Source organism: Streptomyces sp. XY431, from assembly GCF_001279805.1.
In the GTDB taxonomy this organism is placed as follows: Bacteria; Actinomycetota; Actinomycetes; order Streptomycetales; family Streptomycetaceae; genus Kitasatospora; species Kitasatospora purpeofusca.
In genome coordinates, this window is the sequence record NZ_LGDO01000469.1 from 1 (window position 1) to 16,776 (window position 16,776).

20 protein-coding genes and 1 pseudogene are annotated in these 16,776 nt (G+C 74.1%); 13 read left to right on the top strand and 8 right to left on the bottom strand.

Going from position 1 to position 16,776, the window contains the following annotated elements:
* From ADK60_RS29415 to ADK60_RS29425, 3 genes and pseudogenes are all read right to left on the bottom strand, one after another.
* Window positions 1-274, bottom strand: a pseudogene (locus tag ADK60_RS29415) (hypothetical protein); the annotation flags it as partial.
* A 106-nt stretch (window positions 275-380) separates the two neighbouring features.
* Window positions 381-1,427 (bottom strand): LacI family DNA-binding transcriptional regulator, encoded by a 1,047-nt coding sequence (locus tag ADK60_RS29420; protein ID WP_045938983.1) that lies wholly within the window; start codon window positions 1,425-1,427, stop codon window positions 381-383.
* Between the two features lie 147 nt (window positions 1,428-1,574).
* The gene (locus tag ADK60_RS29425; RefSeq protein WP_045938984.1) at window positions 1,575-2,309 is read right to left on the bottom strand and encodes a response regulator transcription factor; all 735 of its coding nucleotides are present in this window, start codon (window positions 2,307-2,309) and stop codon (window positions 1,575-1,577) included.
* A gap of 684 nt (window positions 2,310-2,993) precedes the next feature.
* Here ADK60_RS29425 and ADK60_RS29430 point away from each other — a divergent pair.
* The 7 genes from ADK60_RS29430 to ADK60_RS29455 all read left to right on the top strand — a co-directional run bounded on the left by ADK60_RS29430 (window position 2,994) and on the right by ADK60_RS29455 (window position 7,986).
* On the top strand, window positions 2,994-3,293 hold the full coding sequence (locus tag ADK60_RS29430) for a MoaD/ThiS family protein (protein WP_053649936.1): 300 nt from the start codon (window positions 2,994-2,996) through the stop codon (window positions 3,291-3,293).
* A 5-nt stretch (window positions 3,294-3,298) separates the two neighbouring features.
* Complete coding sequence (locus ADK60_RS29435; RefSeq protein ID WP_053649938.1) at window positions 3,299-4,984, top strand: hypothetical protein; 1,686 nt, start codon at window positions 3,299-3,301, stop codon at window positions 4,982-4,984.
* Between the two features lie 218 nt (window positions 4,985-5,202).
* Window positions 5,203-5,919 carry an LmeA family phospholipid-binding protein gene (locus ADK60_RS29440; RefSeq protein ID WP_045938986.1) on the top strand — a complete coding sequence of 239 codons (717 nt, stop codon included), beginning with the start codon at window positions 5,203-5,205 and terminating at the stop codon, window positions 5,917-5,919.
* Window positions 5,920-6,144: 225 nt separating this feature from the next.
* Window positions 6,145-6,225 (top strand): Ms5788A family Cys-rich leader peptide, encoded by an 81-nt coding sequence (locus tag ADK60_RS48215; protein ID WP_350517234.1) that lies wholly within the window; start codon window positions 6,145-6,147, stop codon window positions 6,223-6,225.
* A gap of 257 nt (window positions 6,226-6,482) precedes the next feature.
* A complete protein-coding gene (locus ADK60_RS29445; protein ID WP_045938987.1) occupies window positions 6,483-7,316 on the top strand; it encodes a sulfurtransferase in 834 nt (277 codons plus the stop codon).
* 40 nt (window positions 7,317-7,356) lie between these two features.
* Window positions 7,357-7,647, top strand: coding sequence for a DUF1416 domain-containing protein (locus ADK60_RS29450; RefSeq protein ID WP_030397542.1), 291 nt, complete (start codon window positions 7,357-7,359; stop codon window positions 7,645-7,647).
* Window positions 7,648-7,716: 69 nt separating this feature from the next.
* Complete coding sequence (locus ADK60_RS29455; RefSeq protein WP_045938988.1) at window positions 7,717-7,986, top strand: DUF3099 domain-containing protein; 270 nt, start codon at window positions 7,717-7,719, stop codon at window positions 7,984-7,986.
* Here the strand turns inward: ADK60_RS29455 and ADK60_RS29460 are convergent.
* Window positions 7,983-8,351 (bottom strand): DsrE family protein, encoded by a 369-nt coding sequence (locus tag ADK60_RS29460; RefSeq protein WP_045938989.1) that lies wholly within the window; start codon window positions 8,349-8,351, stop codon window positions 7,983-7,985. The genes ADK60_RS29455 and ADK60_RS29460 overlap by 4 nt on opposite strands.
* A gap of 273 nt (window positions 8,352-8,624) precedes the next feature.
* Between ADK60_RS29460 and ADK60_RS29465 the strand changes: the two genes are divergently transcribed.
* The 3 genes from ADK60_RS29465 (at window position 8,625) to ygfZ (ending at window position 10,777) form a co-directional block, all read left to right on the top strand.
* Window positions 8,625-9,227: a heme-binding beta-barrel domain-containing protein gene (locus ADK60_RS29465; RefSeq protein ID WP_045938990.1), complete on the top strand. Its 603-nt coding sequence runs from the start codon at window positions 8,625-8,627 to the stop codon at window positions 9,225-9,227.
* A gap of 103 nt (window positions 9,228-9,330) precedes the next feature.
* The gene (locus ADK60_RS29470; RefSeq protein ID WP_045938991.1) at window positions 9,331-9,795 is read left to right on the top strand and encodes a Fur family transcriptional regulator; all 465 of its coding nucleotides are present in this window, start codon (window positions 9,331-9,333) and stop codon (window positions 9,793-9,795) included.
* A gap of 19 nt (window positions 9,796-9,814) precedes the next feature.
* Window positions 9,815-10,777 (top strand): CAF17-like 4Fe-4S cluster assembly/insertion protein YgfZ, encoded by a 963-nt coding sequence (gene ygfZ, locus ADK60_RS29475; RefSeq protein ID WP_045939020.1) that lies wholly within the window; start codon window positions 9,815-9,817, stop codon window positions 10,775-10,777.
* Window positions 10,778-10,823: 46 nt separating this feature from the next.
* Here ygfZ and dtd read toward each other — a convergent pair whose 3' ends face one another.
* Window positions 10,824-11,264: a D-aminoacyl-tRNA deacylase gene (gene dtd, locus ADK60_RS29480; protein ID WP_030397548.1), complete on the bottom strand. Its 441-nt coding sequence runs from the start codon at window positions 11,262-11,264 to the stop codon at window positions 10,824-10,826.
* A gap of 523 nt (window positions 11,265-11,787) precedes the next feature.
* Here dtd and ADK60_RS29485 point away from each other — a divergent pair.
* The 3 genes from ADK60_RS29485 (at window position 11,788) to ADK60_RS29495 (ending at window position 13,751) form a co-directional block, all read left to right on the top strand.
* The gene (locus tag ADK60_RS29485) at window positions 11,788-12,369 is read left to right on the top strand and encodes an RsiG family protein (RefSeq protein WP_063772435.1); all 582 of its coding nucleotides are present in this window, start codon (window positions 11,788-11,790) and stop codon (window positions 12,367-12,369) included.
* Between the two features lie 75 nt (window positions 12,370-12,444).
* The gene (locus tag ADK60_RS29490) at window positions 12,445-13,401 is read left to right on the top strand and encodes an asparaginase (RefSeq protein WP_053649940.1); all 957 of its coding nucleotides are present in this window, start codon (window positions 12,445-12,447) and stop codon (window positions 13,399-13,401) included.
* A 134-nt stretch (window positions 13,402-13,535) separates the two neighbouring features.
* Complete coding sequence (locus ADK60_RS29495; protein ID WP_030397551.1) at window positions 13,536-13,751, top strand: dodecin; 216 nt, start codon at window positions 13,536-13,538, stop codon at window positions 13,749-13,751.
* Between the two features lie 68 nt (window positions 13,752-13,819).
* Here the strand turns inward: ADK60_RS29495 and ADK60_RS29500 are convergent, their stop codons facing one another.
* Genes ADK60_RS29500 through ADK60_RS29510 form a run of 3 tightly spaced genes read right to left on the bottom strand, consistent with a single transcriptional unit; the run spans window position 13,820 to window position 16,739 of the window.
* Window positions 13,820-14,644 carry a heme ABC transporter ATP-binding protein gene (locus ADK60_RS29500; protein ID WP_053649942.1) on the bottom strand — a complete coding sequence of 275 codons (825 nt, stop codon included), beginning with the start codon at window positions 14,642-14,644 and terminating at the stop codon, window positions 13,820-13,822.
* Entirely contained in the window at window positions 14,641-15,714 is a 1,074-nt protein-coding gene (locus tag ADK60_RS29505; RefSeq protein ID WP_045938994.1) for a FecCD family ABC transporter permease, read from the bottom strand. Before ADK60_RS29505 ends, ADK60_RS29500 begins: the two co-directional genes overlap by 4 nt.
* Window positions 15,711-16,739, bottom strand: coding sequence for a heme/hemin ABC transporter substrate-binding protein (locus tag ADK60_RS29510; protein WP_063783291.1), 1,029 nt, complete (start codon window positions 16,737-16,739; stop codon window positions 15,711-15,713). Before ADK60_RS29510 ends, ADK60_RS29505 begins: the two co-directional genes overlap by 4 nt.
* Between the last annotated feature and the right edge of the window lie 37 nt (window positions 16,740-16,776).

A 16,776-nucleotide genomic window follows, 5' to 3' on the forward strand; every position in this document is an offset into this window, starting at 1 on the left:
GGGCCGGGTCGGGGGGGAACGGGGGGAGGGGGGGAGGGGGGGGGGTGCCGGCGGCGGGGTGGGCGGTGCTGCCGTACCCGGTGCTGCCGAATTCGGTGGCCGCAGCGGCCCCGGTGTTCCCGTACTCGGTGCTCTCGTGCCCGGTGCGCTCGTACGTGCTGCCGCCGAGGACGGTGCCCGGAATGACCCGGTCCTCGCGGGACCCGGCCGGGGGCTCGGACGGTCCGTCGTAGGGGCCGTCGGTGCGGTGCTGCCACTGCTGGTGATCGCTCATGGCGACCAACGTCCGCCCGGTGGATGAGAATCCGGTGAGAGTGCGCTCAGAAGGGTCCGAGAAGCCCGTTGACTTCTCATAAAGCCTGGTCAGGCCGGGGTGCGCGCTACGCCCCGGCGCCGTCCGGGGAGCAGCCGCAGGAACGCCGTACGACCAGGCGCGACGGGAATTTGCGGACCCGTTCGGTGTCCGAGCCGGGCACCATCAGCGAGTCGTCCAGGACGAGGTCCACCGCGGCCCGGGCCATCGCGTCGCGGTCGGAGGCGACGGTGGTCAGCGGCGGGTCGGCCAGCGCGGCCTCCGGCACGTCGTCGAAGCCGGCCACGGCGAGGTCCTCCGGCACCCGCAGGCCCACCTCGCGGGCGGCCCGCAGGACACCGATGGCCTGGTCGTCGGTGGAGCAGAAGATCGCCGGCGGGCGGTTCTCGGAGCGCAGCACGCCGAGGGCGACGTCGTAGGCGCCGTAGCGGTGGAAGGGCGCGTCGATCAGGTGCGGTTCGGTCGGCAGGCCGTGCGCGTCCATGGCGCGCTGCCAGCCCTCGACGTGGTCGATGACCGGGTCGCCGGGGGCGGGGGACTCGACCGGGCCGCCGAAGCAGGCCACGTACGGGTGCCCGTGCACCTCCAGCAGGTGGCGGACGACGGCCTCGGCGCCGCCCACGTCGTCGGTGACCACCGCGACGTCGTCGATCGCCTCGGGGCGGCGGTGCAGCAGCACGACCTTCGCCCCCTCCATGGCGGCGAACTCCTCGGCGGCCCGCTGGGAGGGGCCCTGGCTGACCAGGATCAGGCCGGAGACCCGCATGCCGAGGAAGGCGCGGACGTAGTGGACCTCGCGGTCGTCGACGTAGTCGGAGTTGCCGATCAGCACCAGCTTGCCGCGTTCGGAGGCGGCCCGTTCCACGGCGTGCGCCATCTCGGCGAAGAACGGCTGGCGGGCGTCCGGGACGACCATGCCGATGAGGTTGGTGCGGCGGGAGGCCATCGCCTGCGCGACGCTGTTCGGCCGGTAGCCGAGCTGCTCGATCGCGGCGAGCACCTTCTCCCGGGTGGCGGGCGCGACCGGCCGCGGCCCGTTGTTGATCACGTAGCTGACGACCGCGGTCGAGGTACCAGCCAGTCGGGCTACATCGTCGCGCGTCACTTTGGCCACGGGGGGAGTCTACGCGTGTGGCGTGCGGCCGGGCAGTGGGGACCGCCCCCCGGCCGGGCCGTTCGAAGGGCGGCTCCCGGACGGGGTGGGGCGAATCCGGACAGGCCGGGCCGGGCGGTGCTGGGTGGGCCCGCCCGGCCCGCCGGTTCAGGCCTCCAGGACCGTCGCGGGGCGCCGGGCGGCCTGGTCGGGGCGCTCGCCCTTGTCGGGCTTCTCCGGGACGACGAAGCGGTAGCCGACGTTGCGGACGGTGCCGATCAGGCCCTCGTGCTCGACGCCGAGCTTGGCCCGCAGCCGCCGGACGTGCACGTCGACCGTCCTGGTGCCGCCGAAGTAGTCGTAGCCCCAGACCTCCTGCAGCAGCTGCGCCCGGGTGAAGACCCGGCCGGGGTGCTGGGCGAGGTACTTGAGCAGCTCGAACTCCTTGAAGGTGAGGTCGAGCACCCGGCCCTTGAGCTTGGCCGAGTAGGTGGCCTCGTCGACCGAGAGGTCGCCGTTGCGGATCTCCATCGGGCTGTCGTCGGTGGTCACCTGGAGCCGGCCGAGGGCGAGCCGCAGCCGGGCCTCGACCTCGGCCGGGCCGGCGGTGTCGAGCAGGACGTCGTCGATGCCCCACTCCGCGGTGACGGCGGCCAGGCCGCCCTCGGTCACCACCAGGATCAGCGGGGAGCCGATGCCGGTGGAGCGCAGCAGCTGGCAGAGGCTGCGGATCTGCGGCAGGTCGCGCCTGCCGTCCACCAGGATGACGTCGGCGCTGGGGGTGTCGACCAGGGCGGCACCCTCGGCGGGCGCCACCCGGACGCTGTGCAGCAGCAGGCCGAGCGCGGGCAGTACCTCCGCGGAGGGCTGCAGCGCGTTGGTGAGGAGGAGCAGAGAACTCATACCCGGTAGTCCCCTTTCCGGGTCGTCGCGGTCGCGTTCCGGCTGCCGCCACAGCCGGATGGCGCACGTGCTGGTGAGGGGGAGGAGGGGGACGCCCGGTGGGAACCGTTGGACCCGCCGAGGCGGACGGCCGAACGGGGCGCGCGCCGGGGGTCCCGCAACCCGCGATGCACCGTTTCTGCCCTGTTCATCCCGCGAACCTTCCGGTCCTGGCCCGTCCCGGGCGGCGGCCCGGAGCAGGGGTTGTCCGACGCCCCTGCCGGGTCCGGCACGTCGTTGTGCCGTGCGTGGCGGGGGCGGTTCCCGCGGACCGCCGGGGGTGGGCCGACGATTCGCAAGAACGTCCGTACTGGCGTCCTGAAAGCACAAAAGGACCCGGGGGCGACTCTGCCCGGATCCCTCAGGGGTCGAGGATAGCCGACCGGTCCCCGGGCCGGGAGGGCTCCGACCCGGCGGTTCGGCCCTTTTCGGGCGCGCCCCGGGTGAGCCCCGCCACAGCTTCGCGACGGCGCCGCCGGGTACCGGGCCAGGGCGATTGCCGCTCGTGCGGGCGAACACGCCATCATGGGACGCACATCGGCGGCACCCGTGCGCGTACACCTTTCGGGGTAGGCGCGGCCGCCTCCGGTGGTGGACCCGGCCGGGGTACCCGGGAACGGGCGAGGACGACGAGAAGGGGTTGCCATGGGCGCGACCACCGGGCACGACCCGGCGGCCGCCGTTCGGGTGAGCGGAACCATCCGCTACTGGGCGGCGGCGAAGTCGGAGGCCGGGCTGGCCGAGGAGCCGTACCTGGCGGCGACCCTGGCCGAGGCGCTGGCGGAGGCCAGGGCGCGGCACGCCGACCGGCCGAAGCTGGTCCTGCTGCTCGGCCACTGCTCCTACCTGGTGGACGGTTCGCCGGTGGGCGGCCGTGACCACTCGACGGTGGCGCTCAGCGAGGGCGGCACCGTCGAGGTCCTCCCGCCGTTCGCGGGCGGGTGAGCGGTGTGACCGGGACGAACGGGGCCCCCGAGGGCCCGCCGGGGCAGCACCGGCCGCAGCCGCCGCAGCAACTGCAGTACCCGTACGGGCAGCCGCAGCCGCAGCCGCAGCAGCCGCAGCAGCAGGCGCAGTCGGGGCAGGAGCAGCCGCAGATGCAGCAGCCGGGGGCGCAGGGGTACCACCCGCAGCAGCCGCCTTATCCGTACGCCCCGCAGCAGGGGTACGCGCCGGATCCTTATGCGCAGCAGGGGCTCGCGGCGCAGCCGCACGCCCCCGGGGCGGGTGTACCGCCGTACGGGGGACCGTCGGCGCAGCCGCCGGGGTACCCGCAGCAGCAGCCGTACGGACAGCAGGCCTACGGGCAGCCGTCGTACGGGCAGTCGCCGTACGGGGCGGGGCCGGGCGGTGGTCCGGCCGTGGACGACGCCGCGACGGCGCTGCTCCCGCCCGTGCCGCCGCTGGACGACGCGGACGCGACGGCGCTGCTCCCGCCCGTGCGGGTGTCCGGCGTGGTGCCGCCGGGTGTCCAGGGCCGACCGGCGGAGCCCTTCCCCGGCCACGACCGGCCCCAGGCCCAGGCCCAGCCACACGACCGGCCCCGGGCCCGGCACGGCCGGCCGCAGGGCCAGCCGCCCGCCGGGGCCCCGTACGGCCAGGGCCCGGCGCAGACCCAGGCTCCGGCCCACGCGCAGGCCCCGGTGCAGGCCCACGCCCCGGCGCCGGTCCCGGACCAGGGGCAGGCCCTCGACCAGCCGACCATGACCCTGAAGCGTCCGGAGCCGCCGGCCCCCGTGCTGACCGACCCGGCCGCCGCCCGTGCCGCCAGGGCGGCCCGCGCCGCGCAGAACGCGAACGCGGCGCTCGGCGGCCACGGCGCCCCCGCGGCTCCGGCCGCGCCGTTCACCGCCCCGGTGCCGGTCCCGGTGCCAGTCCCGGCCGCCCCGGCTCCGGTTCAGGCGGCGGCTCCGGCGGCGCCCGCCGTCCGGACCGGTTCGCCGATCAACGACCCCGGTCTCCAGCCGGCGCTGATCACCGCCGGTGCCGCCGCCCTGCTGGCCGGTGGCGCGGCGCTCGGCCAGGTCGGGCTGGCGCTGGTGCTCGTGCTGCTCCAGGGCTTGACGGCGGCCGGCTGGTTCCGGCTGAACGGCATGTGGCCGGCCCGGCAGGGCATCGCGCTGGCCGCGCTGTCCGGCGTGGTGGCCGACGTGGCGGTGCTGCTGGCCGACGAGGACGGCGGCACGGCGGCCGTGGTCGGCACGCTCGGCGGGTTCTTCCTGCTGGTCCTGGTGCTGCAGACGTTCCGGCCGGCCGATCCGAAGGAGCGGTTCTACGCGCTCACCGTGCTCGGCTCGGCCACCGTGGTGACGGTGCTCTGCACGGCGCTGCTGCTGTCGGACTGGGTGCCGGCGGCGGTCGGGGCGGTCGCGCTGGCGACGCTGCTGGCGGCCGCGCCGCTGCCCGGGCCGAAGTGGCTGGGCCCGTTGCTGGGGCTGCTCGCGGCGGTCGGGCTGGGTCTCGCGGTCGGCGCCCCGCCGGCGCTGGGCGCGGCGGCCGGTCTCGGCGCGCTGATCGGCCGCCGGGTGGCGGGGTACGACTTCCCGTCCCGGTTCGTGCACATGACGGCGGGCGTGGCGCTGCCGCTCGCGGTCGCGGCGCCGCTGGTGTGGATCGCCACGACCCTGCTCGGCTGACCGCCGCCGCCGAGGCGGCCTTCCCCACGACGTCCCGCCCCGGAACCATGCTCCGGGGCGGGACGTCGTACGGTCGTGCGGAGCGGCCGTACCGGAGTACCCGGATCCGCCGCCGTGGGGACCGACCGCGACGCGACCGCGGCGCGGGGACGGTGCACGACAGCGCACCACAGCGAACCAAAGCGAACGACAGCGACCGGCGACGACGGGGGAGAGCGATGCGCGGCTGGCTGAAGGCGACGATCGGCCTGGTGGTGCTCTCGGGGGTGCTGGTGGGCGCCGACCGGATCGCCGTGGGGGTCGCCGAGGACGAGGCGGCCGACCAGATCCTGAAGAGCGGCCGGATGAGCCAGAAGCCGCACGTGTCGATCGAGGGCTTCCCGTTCCTCACCCAGGTCGTCTCGCAGAAGCTGGACGATGTGCGGATCTCCGCCGACGGGCTGACCGTCGGCGAGGGCAAGGACAAGGTCGCGCTGCACTCCTTCTCGGCCAGACTTTCCGGTGTCGAGGTCAGTGACAACATGAGCAGCGCCACCGTGGACACCGGTTCCGGGTCCGGTCTGATCGACTACGCGGACCTGTCGCGGCTGCTGCCGCCGGCCTCGGAGCTGGTGCCGAACGCGGGCCGGCTCTCGCTCGGCGCCAACACCAGGCTGAGCCTCTCCTACGGCGGGCCGGGCAAGGTCAAGGCCTCGCTCGGACCGTTCCCGGTCGGTGAGGCCTCGGTGCACAACAAGGGGAACACCGTGACGGTGGACGGCTTCCGGATGAGCGCGATGGCCTCGCTGCTCGCCGGGGTGTCGGACCAGGCGATCGACCCGATCAGCTTCACCCTCGCCGCGCTGCCCGCCGGGCTGAACCTCGCCTCGGTGACGCCGCAGGAGGAGGGCTTCCGGCTCTCCTTCGAGGGCAAGGACGTCAAGCTCATCGGCTGACCGGACCCCGCCGTCCACCGTTCCGCTCCGCGAGACGCGCTGTCCAGCGCCGGCCGCGGAGCGGTGCTGTTCCCGCCCCCGGACCCGCCCCCGGGGCCCCGTCGCCCGGGCCGTGGCCGGTTCCCGATGCCCATGGAAGGGTCAAATCCCAGCATCCGAGCGATCTGGTCTCGGTATTCGATACGCTGATGACAGCGGGCGTCGGGTGTCCCTAGCATCGTCGGCATGAAGCGACAGACGGACCTCACGAAGCGGCGGGCGGTAGACCTGTGCCGCGTGGCCGCCTGTCTGTGTCGAATGCGCTGACTCGGCGTCCTGGCAGGGCAGTTGCCGCCCGCCGCCGATTTCTCCGGTGACCTGTGCCGGCCCCTCGGGCCGGGCGCGGCCGCCCTGCTCAGCACCTCTCGCCCGCTCGCACCGCACGCCGCCGCATGTCCCACTATTCGGACAGGAATTCGGACCGGCGTCCGACGGGCGACCGCACCCCCGCTGCGCCGCAGCACCCGAAGCAGCCACCAGCAGCACCACCTTCCGCAAACCGCCCCCGGATGGAGAACATCACCATGAGCCGCAGCGACGTCCTGGTCGACGCCGACTGGGTCCAGGCCCGCCTGGACGACCCGAAGGTCGTCATCGTCGAGGTCGACGAGGACACCTCCGCCTACGACAAGAACCACATCCGCAACGCCGTCCGGATCGACTGGAAGTCCGACCTCCAGGACCCGGTCCGCCGCGACTTCATCGACCAGGCCGGCTTCGAGGCGCTGCTCAGCGCCAAGGGCATCGCCAACGACGACACCGTCGTCCTCTACGGCGGCAACAACAACTGGTTCGCCTCGTACGCCTACTGGTACTTCAAGCTGTACGGCCACGGTGACGTCCGCCTGCTCGACGGCGGCCGCAAGAAGTGGGAGCTCGACTCCCGCGACCTGGTCTCCGAGGTGCCGCAGCGCGCCGCGACCGCGTACACGGCGCAGCCCGTCGACTCCTCGATCCGCGCCTTCCGTGACGACGTGATCGCCGCCATCGGCACCCTCAACCTGGTCGACGTCCGCTCGCCCGACGAGTTCTCCGGCAAGCTGCTCGCCCCGGCCCACCTCCCGCAGGAGCAGTCGCAGCGCCCCGGCCACGTGCCCTCCGCGCGCAACATCCCGTGGGCGAAGAACGCCAACGACGACGGCACCTTCAAGAGCGACGACGAGCTCAAGGCCCTGTACGAGGCCGAGGGCATCGACCTGGCGAAGGACACCATCGCCTACTGCCGCATCGGCGAGCGCTCCGCGCTCACCTGGTTCGTCCTGCACGAGCTGCTCGGCCAGGAGAACGTGAAGAACTACGACGGTTCCTGGACCGAGTACGGCAGCCTCGTCGGCGTGCCGATCGAGCTCGGCAACTGAGCCGTCCGCTCCACCCGTAAGGCTGAAGGGAAGACAAGACATGTGCGGTGCGAAGGCCGGTGGGCCGGACCTGGCAGGAGTTGACGTGGCGAACGAGACGATCATCCAGGGTTCCGTGACCCGCGACGGCGAGCCGGTCAACGGCTACGTCCGACTGCTCGACGAGGGCGGCGAGTTCACGGCGGAGGTGCCCACCTCGGCGACCGGCCAGTTCCGGTTCTTCGCCCGCCCGGGCAAGTGGACCCTGCGGGCGCTCATCCCGGGCCAGACCGTGGACCGCCAGGTGGTCGCCTCCCAGGGCAACCTGACCGAGGTCGCGATCGCGGTCTGACCGTCCACGACGGACCGGTGTCACCGAGGGCCCCTGCGGAGCGGGGGCCCTCGGGCATACCGTGGACGTGTGCAGGCACGTCGGCGACACCGCTACTACTTCGCCATGATGGCCGTCTGCCTCGGGCTGTTCGTGCTGGCCTGGGGTGTGGTGCGGTTCTGGTCCGTCCCGGCCGCGATCGGCATGTGCGTGGTCGCGATGGTGATCCCGCCCGCCGCCGCGGTCTTCGCCAACAAGCGGGACCCCGAGGACGACTGGTGGAACGACCCGCGCTGGGAGGACCCGAAGTGGGACGACCCCGGCCACGACCGGGACCGCCCCGACCGGGAGGACCGCTAGTAGACGAGCGCCTGCACGTCGTCGGCCATGATCTCGCTGACGAAGACCTGCGCGCCCGCGATCCGGACGCCCTCGACGGTGTCCTTCTGCTCGATCCCGCGCCGCACCGCGCACTGCGTGCAGAGGGTGACCGTGCCGGCCGCCAGGATCGACTCCAGCAGGTCCGGCAGCGGGGCCGCGTGCGGCAGCTCGAACTCGGCCGCGCGCCCGGGCAGGGCGAACCAGGACGACTCCCCGGTCAGCCAGAGCGAGACCTCGACCCCGCTGGCGACGGCGACCGCCGCCACCGTGAACGCCTGCGAGCACCGCTCCGGCGCGTCCGCTCCGGCGGTGACCTTGATGACGAGCTTCTTCTGAGACGACATGCCCGACACACTAGATCGCCGACGTGGTGGGGCTCACCGAGACCCGTCGGTGCCCGCCGGATAGAGTGAGCGGCAGCAAAATCCACACACTGTCGCCGCCCTGGGAGCCCCCCGTGTCCGGTCTGGAAATCTTCTTCGACGGTCTGCTGGCCCTCATGGCCGTGCTGATCACCTGGTTCGCCGTCTTCTCGGTGATGAAGCTGTACCAGGGCCAGCGCTGAGCGACTGCCGTACGGTTGAAGTGATCCCGCACCGACGACAGCGACCAGGAACATGATCGAGATCCCCTCTGACCTCCACAAGGACGTCGTCCCGCTGGCCTTCCTCCTCGGCACCTGGGAGGGCGCGGGCGTCTACGCCCCCCTGCCGGGCTCGGAGGGCCAGGACACCGAGAAGTGCAACTTCGGCCAGGAGATCGTCATCCGTCACGACGGACGGCCCTTCCTGGAGTTCCGCTCCCGCTCCTGGGTGCTGGACAACGAGGGCGAGAAGGTCCGTCCGCTGGAGAACGAGCACGCCTTCTGGCGCGTGACCAGCAACCAGCACGGCGCCAGCGGTGCCCGCGGGATCGAGATCTCCTCCGTCCGCGACGACGGCACGGTGGAGATCTGGTACGGCGAGCTGGCCGACGGCAAGCCGCAGATCGACGTCTCCACCGACGCGGTGGCCCGGATCGAGGGCTCCCCGGAGTACTCGGGCGGCAAGCGGCTCTACGGCTTCGTCAACGAGGAACTGCTCTGGGTCGGCGAGAAGGCCGCCCCGAACGTCCCGCTGCGCCCGTACATGTCCGCCCAGCTGAAGAAGGTGCTCTCGCCGGCCCAGCTGATCAAGGACATCAACGACCTGCCGGACGACGGCATCGCGTTCTTCAAGTAGGAAGCGCGCGGCGTCCGCCGAGGCGCACAGGTACAGGGACCGGCCCGTCGGCCGGTCCCTACACTTGCTTCAGGACCCCCGACGTTTGGCAGGGAACAGGACCGTGGCGGACACCGGCACCACCGACTGGCAGCTCTCCGGCGACTGGAAGGCCGACCTGCGCGAACGCGGCTACCGGCTCACCCCGCAGCGACAGCTCGTCCTGGAGGCGGTCGACGCGCTCGACCACGCCACCCCGGACGACATCCTCTGCCACGTCCGGCAGACCGCCAGCGGCGTCAACATCTCCACCGTCTACCGGACCCTGGAGCTGCTGGAGGAGCTCGGCCTGGTCTCGCACGCCCACCTCGGCCACGGCGCCCCGACCTACCACCTGGCCGGCCGCCACCACCATCTGCACCTGGTCTGCCGGGACTGCGAGAAGGTCACCGAGACCGGCACCGAGATCGCCCAGCCGCTGATCGACAGCCTGCGTGCGCAGCACGGTTTCGACACCGACCTCAAGCATTTCGCCATCTTCGGCCGCTGCGCCGACTGCTCCGCGAAGCGTGCCGCCGAGCGGTCGTAAGCTTGCCGGTATGACCGGTCTGAAGAGCCCGCTGCTTGCGCTGCCCGGAGCCGTCCCCGCCGAGGGCGCCGACGAGGGCGTCGCCGCCCATTACGGCGACATCTTCCGCGAGCAACGGAGCCTCGCCCAGGGGTCCGGCTTCGTCGACCTCTCGCACCGCGGGGTGCTCACCGTCACCGGCGACGACCGGCTGAGCTGGCTGCACCTGCTGCTCACCCAGCACGTCAGCGCGCTGCCGTCGGGGCAGGCCACCGAGGCGCTGGTGCTCTCCCCGAACGGGCACGTCGAGCACGCCCTCTACCTGGTCGACGACGGCACCACCACCTGGGCGCACGTCGAGCCGGGCACCCAGCAGGCGCTGATCGGTTACCTGGAGAGCATGAAGTTCTTCTACCGGGTCGAGGTGGCCGACGCGACCGCCGACTTCGCGGTGGTCCACCTGCCGGCCGGCTCGACCGTCTCCGCCGAGGGCGCGGCCGCGGTCCGCGAGCTGACCTACGGGCGGGACCTCTTCCTGCCGCGCGCCGAACTCGCCGCACTGACCTCGGGCTACGGCCCGGCGGCCGGCGTCTGGGCGTACGAGGCGCTGCGGATCGAGGGCCACCGGCCGCGGCTCGGCTTCGAGACCGACCACCGGACCATCCCGCACGAGGTGGACTGGCTGGCCACCGCCGTGCACCTGCAGAAGGGCTGCTACCGGGGGCAGGAGACGGTGGCCCGGGTGCACAACCTGGGGCGGCCGCCGCGCCGGCTGGTCTTCCTGCACCTGGACGGCACCGAGGAGGTGCTGCCCCCGCACGGGACGGAGGTGCGGCTCGCCTCGGACCCGCAGGGGCGCTCGCTGGGCTTCGTGACCTCCTCGGCGCGCCACCACGAGCTCGGGCCGGTCGCGCTGGCCGTCGTGAAGCGGAACGTGCCGGTGGACGCGGTGCTGCTGGCCGGCACGGTGCCGGGCACGCAGGACGTGATCGTCCCGCAGTAGCGGCGGTCCGGCGGGGGCGGGCCCGACGCTCGGACCCCGCCGGGGATCAGACCTCGACCAGGACGGTGAACGGGCCGTCGTTCACCAGCGCCACCTTCATGTCGGCGCCGAAACGGCCGGTCTCGACCTCGGCGCCGAGCGCGCGCAGTTGGGCGACCACCTCGTCCACCAGCGGCTCGGCGACCGGGCCGGGCGCGGCGGCGTTCCAGGTGGGGCGGCGGCCCTTGCGGGCGTCGCCGTAGAGCGTGAACTGGCTGATGACCAGCAGCGGCGCCGCGATGTCCGAGCAGGACCGCTCGACGCCGTCCCCGTCGGCGGGCAGCAGCCGCAGGGTCCAGAGCTTGCGGGCGAGCTGGGCCGCTTTGGCGGGGGTGTCGTCATGGGTGACGCCGACCAGGGCGCAGAGCCCGGGCCCCTCGATCGCGCCGACGGTCTCCCCGGCCACCGTCACCCGGGCCTCGCTCACTCGCTGCACCACTGCTCGCATGCGGTCATTCTGCCGGAGGCGGTGGGGGCGCGAGCAGGCCCCCCAGGGGCGCCTGTTGGCCTGGCGTGCGCCGGGTAGCGTGCGCCTGCGCGCTCCTAGGCGCCGCTCTTGCTGCGAAAAGCTTCGGTCGTATCAGCCACCCCTCTTCGCCAGGGGGCCGTTCGGGTGCACGGGCGGTGCGGCGGCGGTGGGCGGGGTGGCACGCTGGGGGACCGTACAAGGGCGGATCCGGCCGTCCGCCGCGTCATGCGGAGGAGGCCGGACACGTCCGTGGTCCGGGGCGCCGAAGGTCCGCCGCGCCGGGCCCGGTTCGGCCGGGCGGTCGAGCCGGTAGGTCAGGCGTTCTGGTCGTGTCGCCCCGGTGGGTGGCCACGGCCGGGGGAGGGAACCATCGCGGGCGTCCGGGCGTGCCTCCGGACGGGAACGCGCCGACGGCGCGCGCGGCGGTGACGGGCCGGACCGGCGGCAGGCGACGGGGTGCCGCGAGCGGGCGGGATCGGGACGACGGCAGGTGGGTTGGTTGATGGACGCGATCGGCACGGCACAGGACCGGTACGAGCGGGCGCCGGAGGACCCCGGGTCCGGACCGGACCTCGAAGGGCTGGGCCTGGACCAGCTGCGGATCCTGCGCCGGGAGACCCTGGAGCAGGAGGAGGACCTCTCCTACCTGCGGCGGCTGCTGCACGGCCGGATGGACATCCTGCTGGCCGAGCTGGACCGCCGGCCCGACGGCGGCGCGGCCCGTCCGGCGGACCCGGCGGAGCCGGCCGGCGCCCTGCTGGAGCGGCTGCCCGCCATCCTGACGGACGCGGCGCCGACCGTCCGCCGCTCGGCCCGGCACGTCACCCTGGGGCCGCCGCGCGGGCAGCAGTCCCAGCTGGAGGCGGACACCTTGATGGGTGACGTGCAGCTGGCCGACCTGGCCGCGCACCCGGCGGCGGACCTGCTGGCGGCGCTGGAACGGCTGCGCGCGCACGAGCGCGAGGTGTCCGGGCGGCGGCAGCTGCTGCTGCGGACGGCGGACGGCTGCAACGCCGAAATCACCCGCAGGTACCGTGATGGGGAAGCACGGGTCGACGACCTGCTCGCAGGCGGCCCGCTCTGATCGGACGAGGCACCCGGAGTGGGGACGGGCCCGGCTCGCCCCCGGCCCACCCTCACCTCCGGAAGGCTCTTCGCCATGTCCAACCCTGCCCTGCCCGTGCTCGCCGAGGTCGTCCGTTCGGGCTTCGTCGAGGGCCGGCACCACGGCTCGCTGGTCCTGCTCGCCGCCGACGGCTCGGTCGAGTTCGCCCTCGGCGCGCCGGACGCTCCGGTGTTCCCCCGCTCCTGCGCCAAGCCCTTCCAGGCGGTGGCCACCCTGCGGGCCGGGCTGGCGCTGGAGGGCGAGCTGCTGGCGCTGGCGGCGTCCAGCCACTCCGCAGAATCGTTCCACCTTGCCGGTGTGCGGCGGATACTGGCCGACGCCGGCCTGGACGAGTCGGCCCTGCGTACCCCGGCCGACCTCCCGCTGGACGAGATGGAGGCCGAACTCCACCTGCGCTGGGGCGGTGACCACGAGCCCGTGCTGATGGACTGCTCCGGCAAGCACGCCGGCTGGCTGGCCGCCTGCGTGGCCAACGACTGGCCCACCGACAGCTACCTCGACCCGGCGCACCCGATCCAGCGGCTGGCCCGGGAGGCCCTGGAGGAGGCCGTCGGCGAGACCTCCGCGCACGCCGGGGTGGACGGCTGCGGCGCGCCGCTGCTGGCCGTCAGCCTGACCGGCCTGGCCCGCGGCTACCGCTCCCTGCTGCTGGCCGAGCCCGGCACCCCGCAGCGCCGGGTCGCCGACGCGATGCGGGCGCACCCCGAGTACGTGGCCGGCACCCGCCGCGCCGACACCCGGCTGATGCGGGCGGTGCCGGGCGCGCTCGCCAAGATGGGCGCCGAGGCCGTCCAGGTGGTCGCGCTGCCGGACGGCCGGGCGCTCGCCTTCAAGATCGACGACGGTGCGGAGCGGGCCCGCGGCCCGGTCCTCGCCGCCGCCCTGCGCCGGCTCGGGGTCAGCACCGAGGACGGCACGATCGACCGGATCGCCGCCGCGCCGCTGCTGGGCGGCGGCATCCCGGTGGGCGAGGTCCGCGCGGCGTTCTGACGAGTGAGCTCCCGGGGCGGGTCCGCCCGCCCCGGGGTCCCGCCCCCGCTCCGTCCGGCGGTTGCCGGAGTGCGGACGGGCGGGGCCCGGTGCACGGTGGATCGGGGGCCGTCGCACAGCTGAGGGAGTCCGTCATGAGCGAGCACGTGTACCGGGTGACCGAGATCGTCGGGTCCTCGACCGAGAGCATCGACGCCGCGATCCGCAACGGCGTGGAACGCGCCTCCCGGACCCTGCGCAACCTCGACTGGTTCGAGGTGACGCAGGTCCGGGGGCATCTCGCGGACGGCGGGATCCAGCACTTCCAGGTCGGCCTGAAGATCGGCTTCCGGCTGGACGACGAGGGCTGAGGCGAGGGCTGACAGCGAGCGTTGACGGCGAGCGCTGACGACGGCGGCGGGCCGGGGGAGCCGCCGGGCTACCGGCGTTCCGGCAGCACCAGCGGCACACCCGTCCGCGGGTGCGGCAGCACCTCGACCGGGTGCCCGTACACCTCGCTGAGCAGCGGCGCCCGCAGCACCTCCGCCACCGGCCCGTCGGCGACGGTGGCGCCGTCGGCCAGCAGCACCACGCGGTCCGCGTAGGCCGCCGCCAGCGACAGGTCGTGCAGGACGACGACCACGCCGTCCCCGGCGGCGGCCCGGGTCCGGGCGAGGCGCAGCACGAGTTCCTGGTGCCGCAGGTCGAGCGCGGCGGTGGGTTCGTCCAGCAGCAGCAGGGCAGCGCGCTGGGCGAGCACCCGGGCCAGGGCGACCCGGGCCCGCTCGCCGCCGGAGAGGCCGGTGAACGGCCGTCCGGTGAACGCGGCGGACTCGGTGGCGGCCATCGCCTCGGCGACCACCCGGTCGTCCTCCTCGGACGCGGCGGTGCCCGCCCAGGGGGCGCGGCCCATCCGGACCACCTCGTCGGCCGGGAACGGGAAGGACAGCGCGGCCGCCTGCGGGAGCAGCGCGCGCCGCCGGGCCAGGTCGAGGGGCCGGTAGCCGGTCAGCGGGCGTCCGTCCAGCCGGACTTCGCCCGCGCTCGGGACGAGGTCGCCGGCCAGTACGGAGAGCAGGGTGGACTTGCCGGCGCCGTTCGGTCCGAGCAGGGCGACCACTTCGCCGGCCGTGACCCGGACCTCCGCGCCCGCCAGCAGCTCGCGTCCGCCGAGGCTCAGCCGGACGGCCTCGGCGGTGAGCAGCTCGGTGCCCGGGGCGGGGCGTTCGGGCACCTCGGGGCGGTTGCGCAGTCCGAGCCTCATGCCCAGCCTCCCTGCTTGGTCCTGGTGCGGCGCAGCAGCCAGAAGAAGAACGGGCTGCCGATCAGCGCGGTGAGTACGCCGAGCGGGAGTTCGGCCGGTTCGGCCAGGGTGCGGGCGGCGAGGTCGGCGGCGACCAGGACGAGCGCGCCGGCGAGCGCGGAGGCGGGCAGCAGGAAGCGGTGGCCCGGTCCGGCGAGCATCCGCAGCAGGTGCGGGACGACCAGGCCGACGAAGCCGATGATGCCGCTGACCGCGACCGCGGCGGCGGTGAGCAGGGCGACGACGGTGATCAGCACCAGCCGCATCCGCTCGACGTCCACGCCGAGGTGCCGGGCGGGCCGTTCGCCGAGCGCCAGCAGGTCCAGCGAGCGGGCGTAGCGGGGCGCGACGGCGAGGCCGACGAGCGCGAACGGGAGCACGCCGAGGACCTTGCCCCAGGTGGCCTGGGAGAGCGAGCCGAGCTGCCAGAAGGTGACCTGGCTGATCGCGGCGGTGTCGGCGGTGAACAGGAACAGGCCGATCAGCGCGCCGCAGAAGGCGTTCACCGCGACGCCGGTGAGGATCAGGGTGACCACCTCGGAGCGGCCGCCGGAGCGGGACATCGCGTACACCGCGAAGACCGTCAGCAGGCCGGTGACGAAGGCGGAGGCGGTCACCGTCCAGGTGCCGAGCGCGTCCAGGCCGAGCACGATGCAGCCGACGGCGCCGACCGCGCCGCCGGAGGAGACGCCGATGACGGCCGGCTCGGCGAGCGGGTTGCCGAACACGCCCTGCATCAGGGCGCCCGCGCAGCCGAGCGAGCCGCCGACCAGCAGGGCCAGCACCACCCGGGGCAGCCGGACGTTCCAGAGCACCGACTCGGGGACGCGGTCGAGTTCGTGGCCGCCGAGGCCGAGCCGGTGGCCGAAGGAGGCGAGGATGTCGCCGAGCGGGATCCGGTAGGCGCCGATCCCGGCCGCGAGCACGGCGCAGACCACCAGGGCGACGGCGAGGCCGACGGTGAGCAGGGTGGTCCGGCCGGGCCGCCGGGCGGTCGTGACGGCGCTGCCGCCCGTCGCGGCGGCGGTCACTTGGCGGCCTCGGGGTAGAGCTGTTCGGCGATCTCGTGGATCACCTGGGGGGTGCGCGGGCCGTAGCTGAGCAGCTGGCCGTCCTCGATCGAGACGATCCGGCGGTCGAGGCCGGCCGGGGTCTGGGCGACGCCGGGAAGCTTGAGCAGACCGTCGACGCCGCCGACCGAGTCGAGTCCCTTGCTCATCACCAGGATCGCGTCGGGGGCGGCCTTGACCAGGGCCTCGCTGGTGAGCGGGGTGAAGTCGCCGGTGAGGCCGGCGGCGGTGCCGGCGTCCTCGCCGCCGACCGCCGTGATCAGCGAGCCGGCGCCGGAGGCCGGGCCGCCGAGCAGGTAGACCGAGGCGCTGCCGCGCAGGTAGAGGAAGGCGACCTTGGGGTGGCGCTCGACGGCGGGCAGGGCGGCCCTGGCGGTGGTGATCCGCTGCTCGGTGCGTTCCTTCAACTGCTTGCCGGCGTCCGGGACCCCGAGTGCGGCGGCGACGGTGTCGATGCGCGGGCCGACGTCCTCCAGCCGCTTGGCGTCGTCGAGGACGAGGAGGGGGACGCCCGCCGCACGGATCTGGGCGATCGCCTCGGCCGGGCCGGTGGAACGGTCGGCGAGGACGACGGTCGGGTGCAGCGAGAGCACGCCCTCGGCGGAGACGTCGTGGGCCTGGGTGATCACGGGCAGGGCGGTGGCCTGCTGGAAGGTCGTGGAGACGTCCCGGGCGACGACCTCGGGGCCGAGGCCGAGGCTGAAGACGATCTCGGCCAGGCTGCCGTTGAGCGGGATGATCCGCTCGGCGCTGGCGACGGTGACGGCCCGGCCGTCGGCGGAGGTTGCGGTGGCCGGGAGCGCGGGGACCGGCGCGTCGGGCAGCGGTTCGACCGCGTCCGGGGCGCGTGAGGTGCCCGCCCCGGCGGCCGCGCCGGCGCCGCCGGAGGCCGAGCCGCAGGCGGTCAGGGCGAGCAGCAGACCGAGGAGCAGCAGCAGGATCGCGGGTCCGCGGGCGGCCCTGGTTCGGTGGGTACTGCTGCTCAAGGTCGTTCCCTTCGAGGGGAGTTGTCGCCGCCGGGAG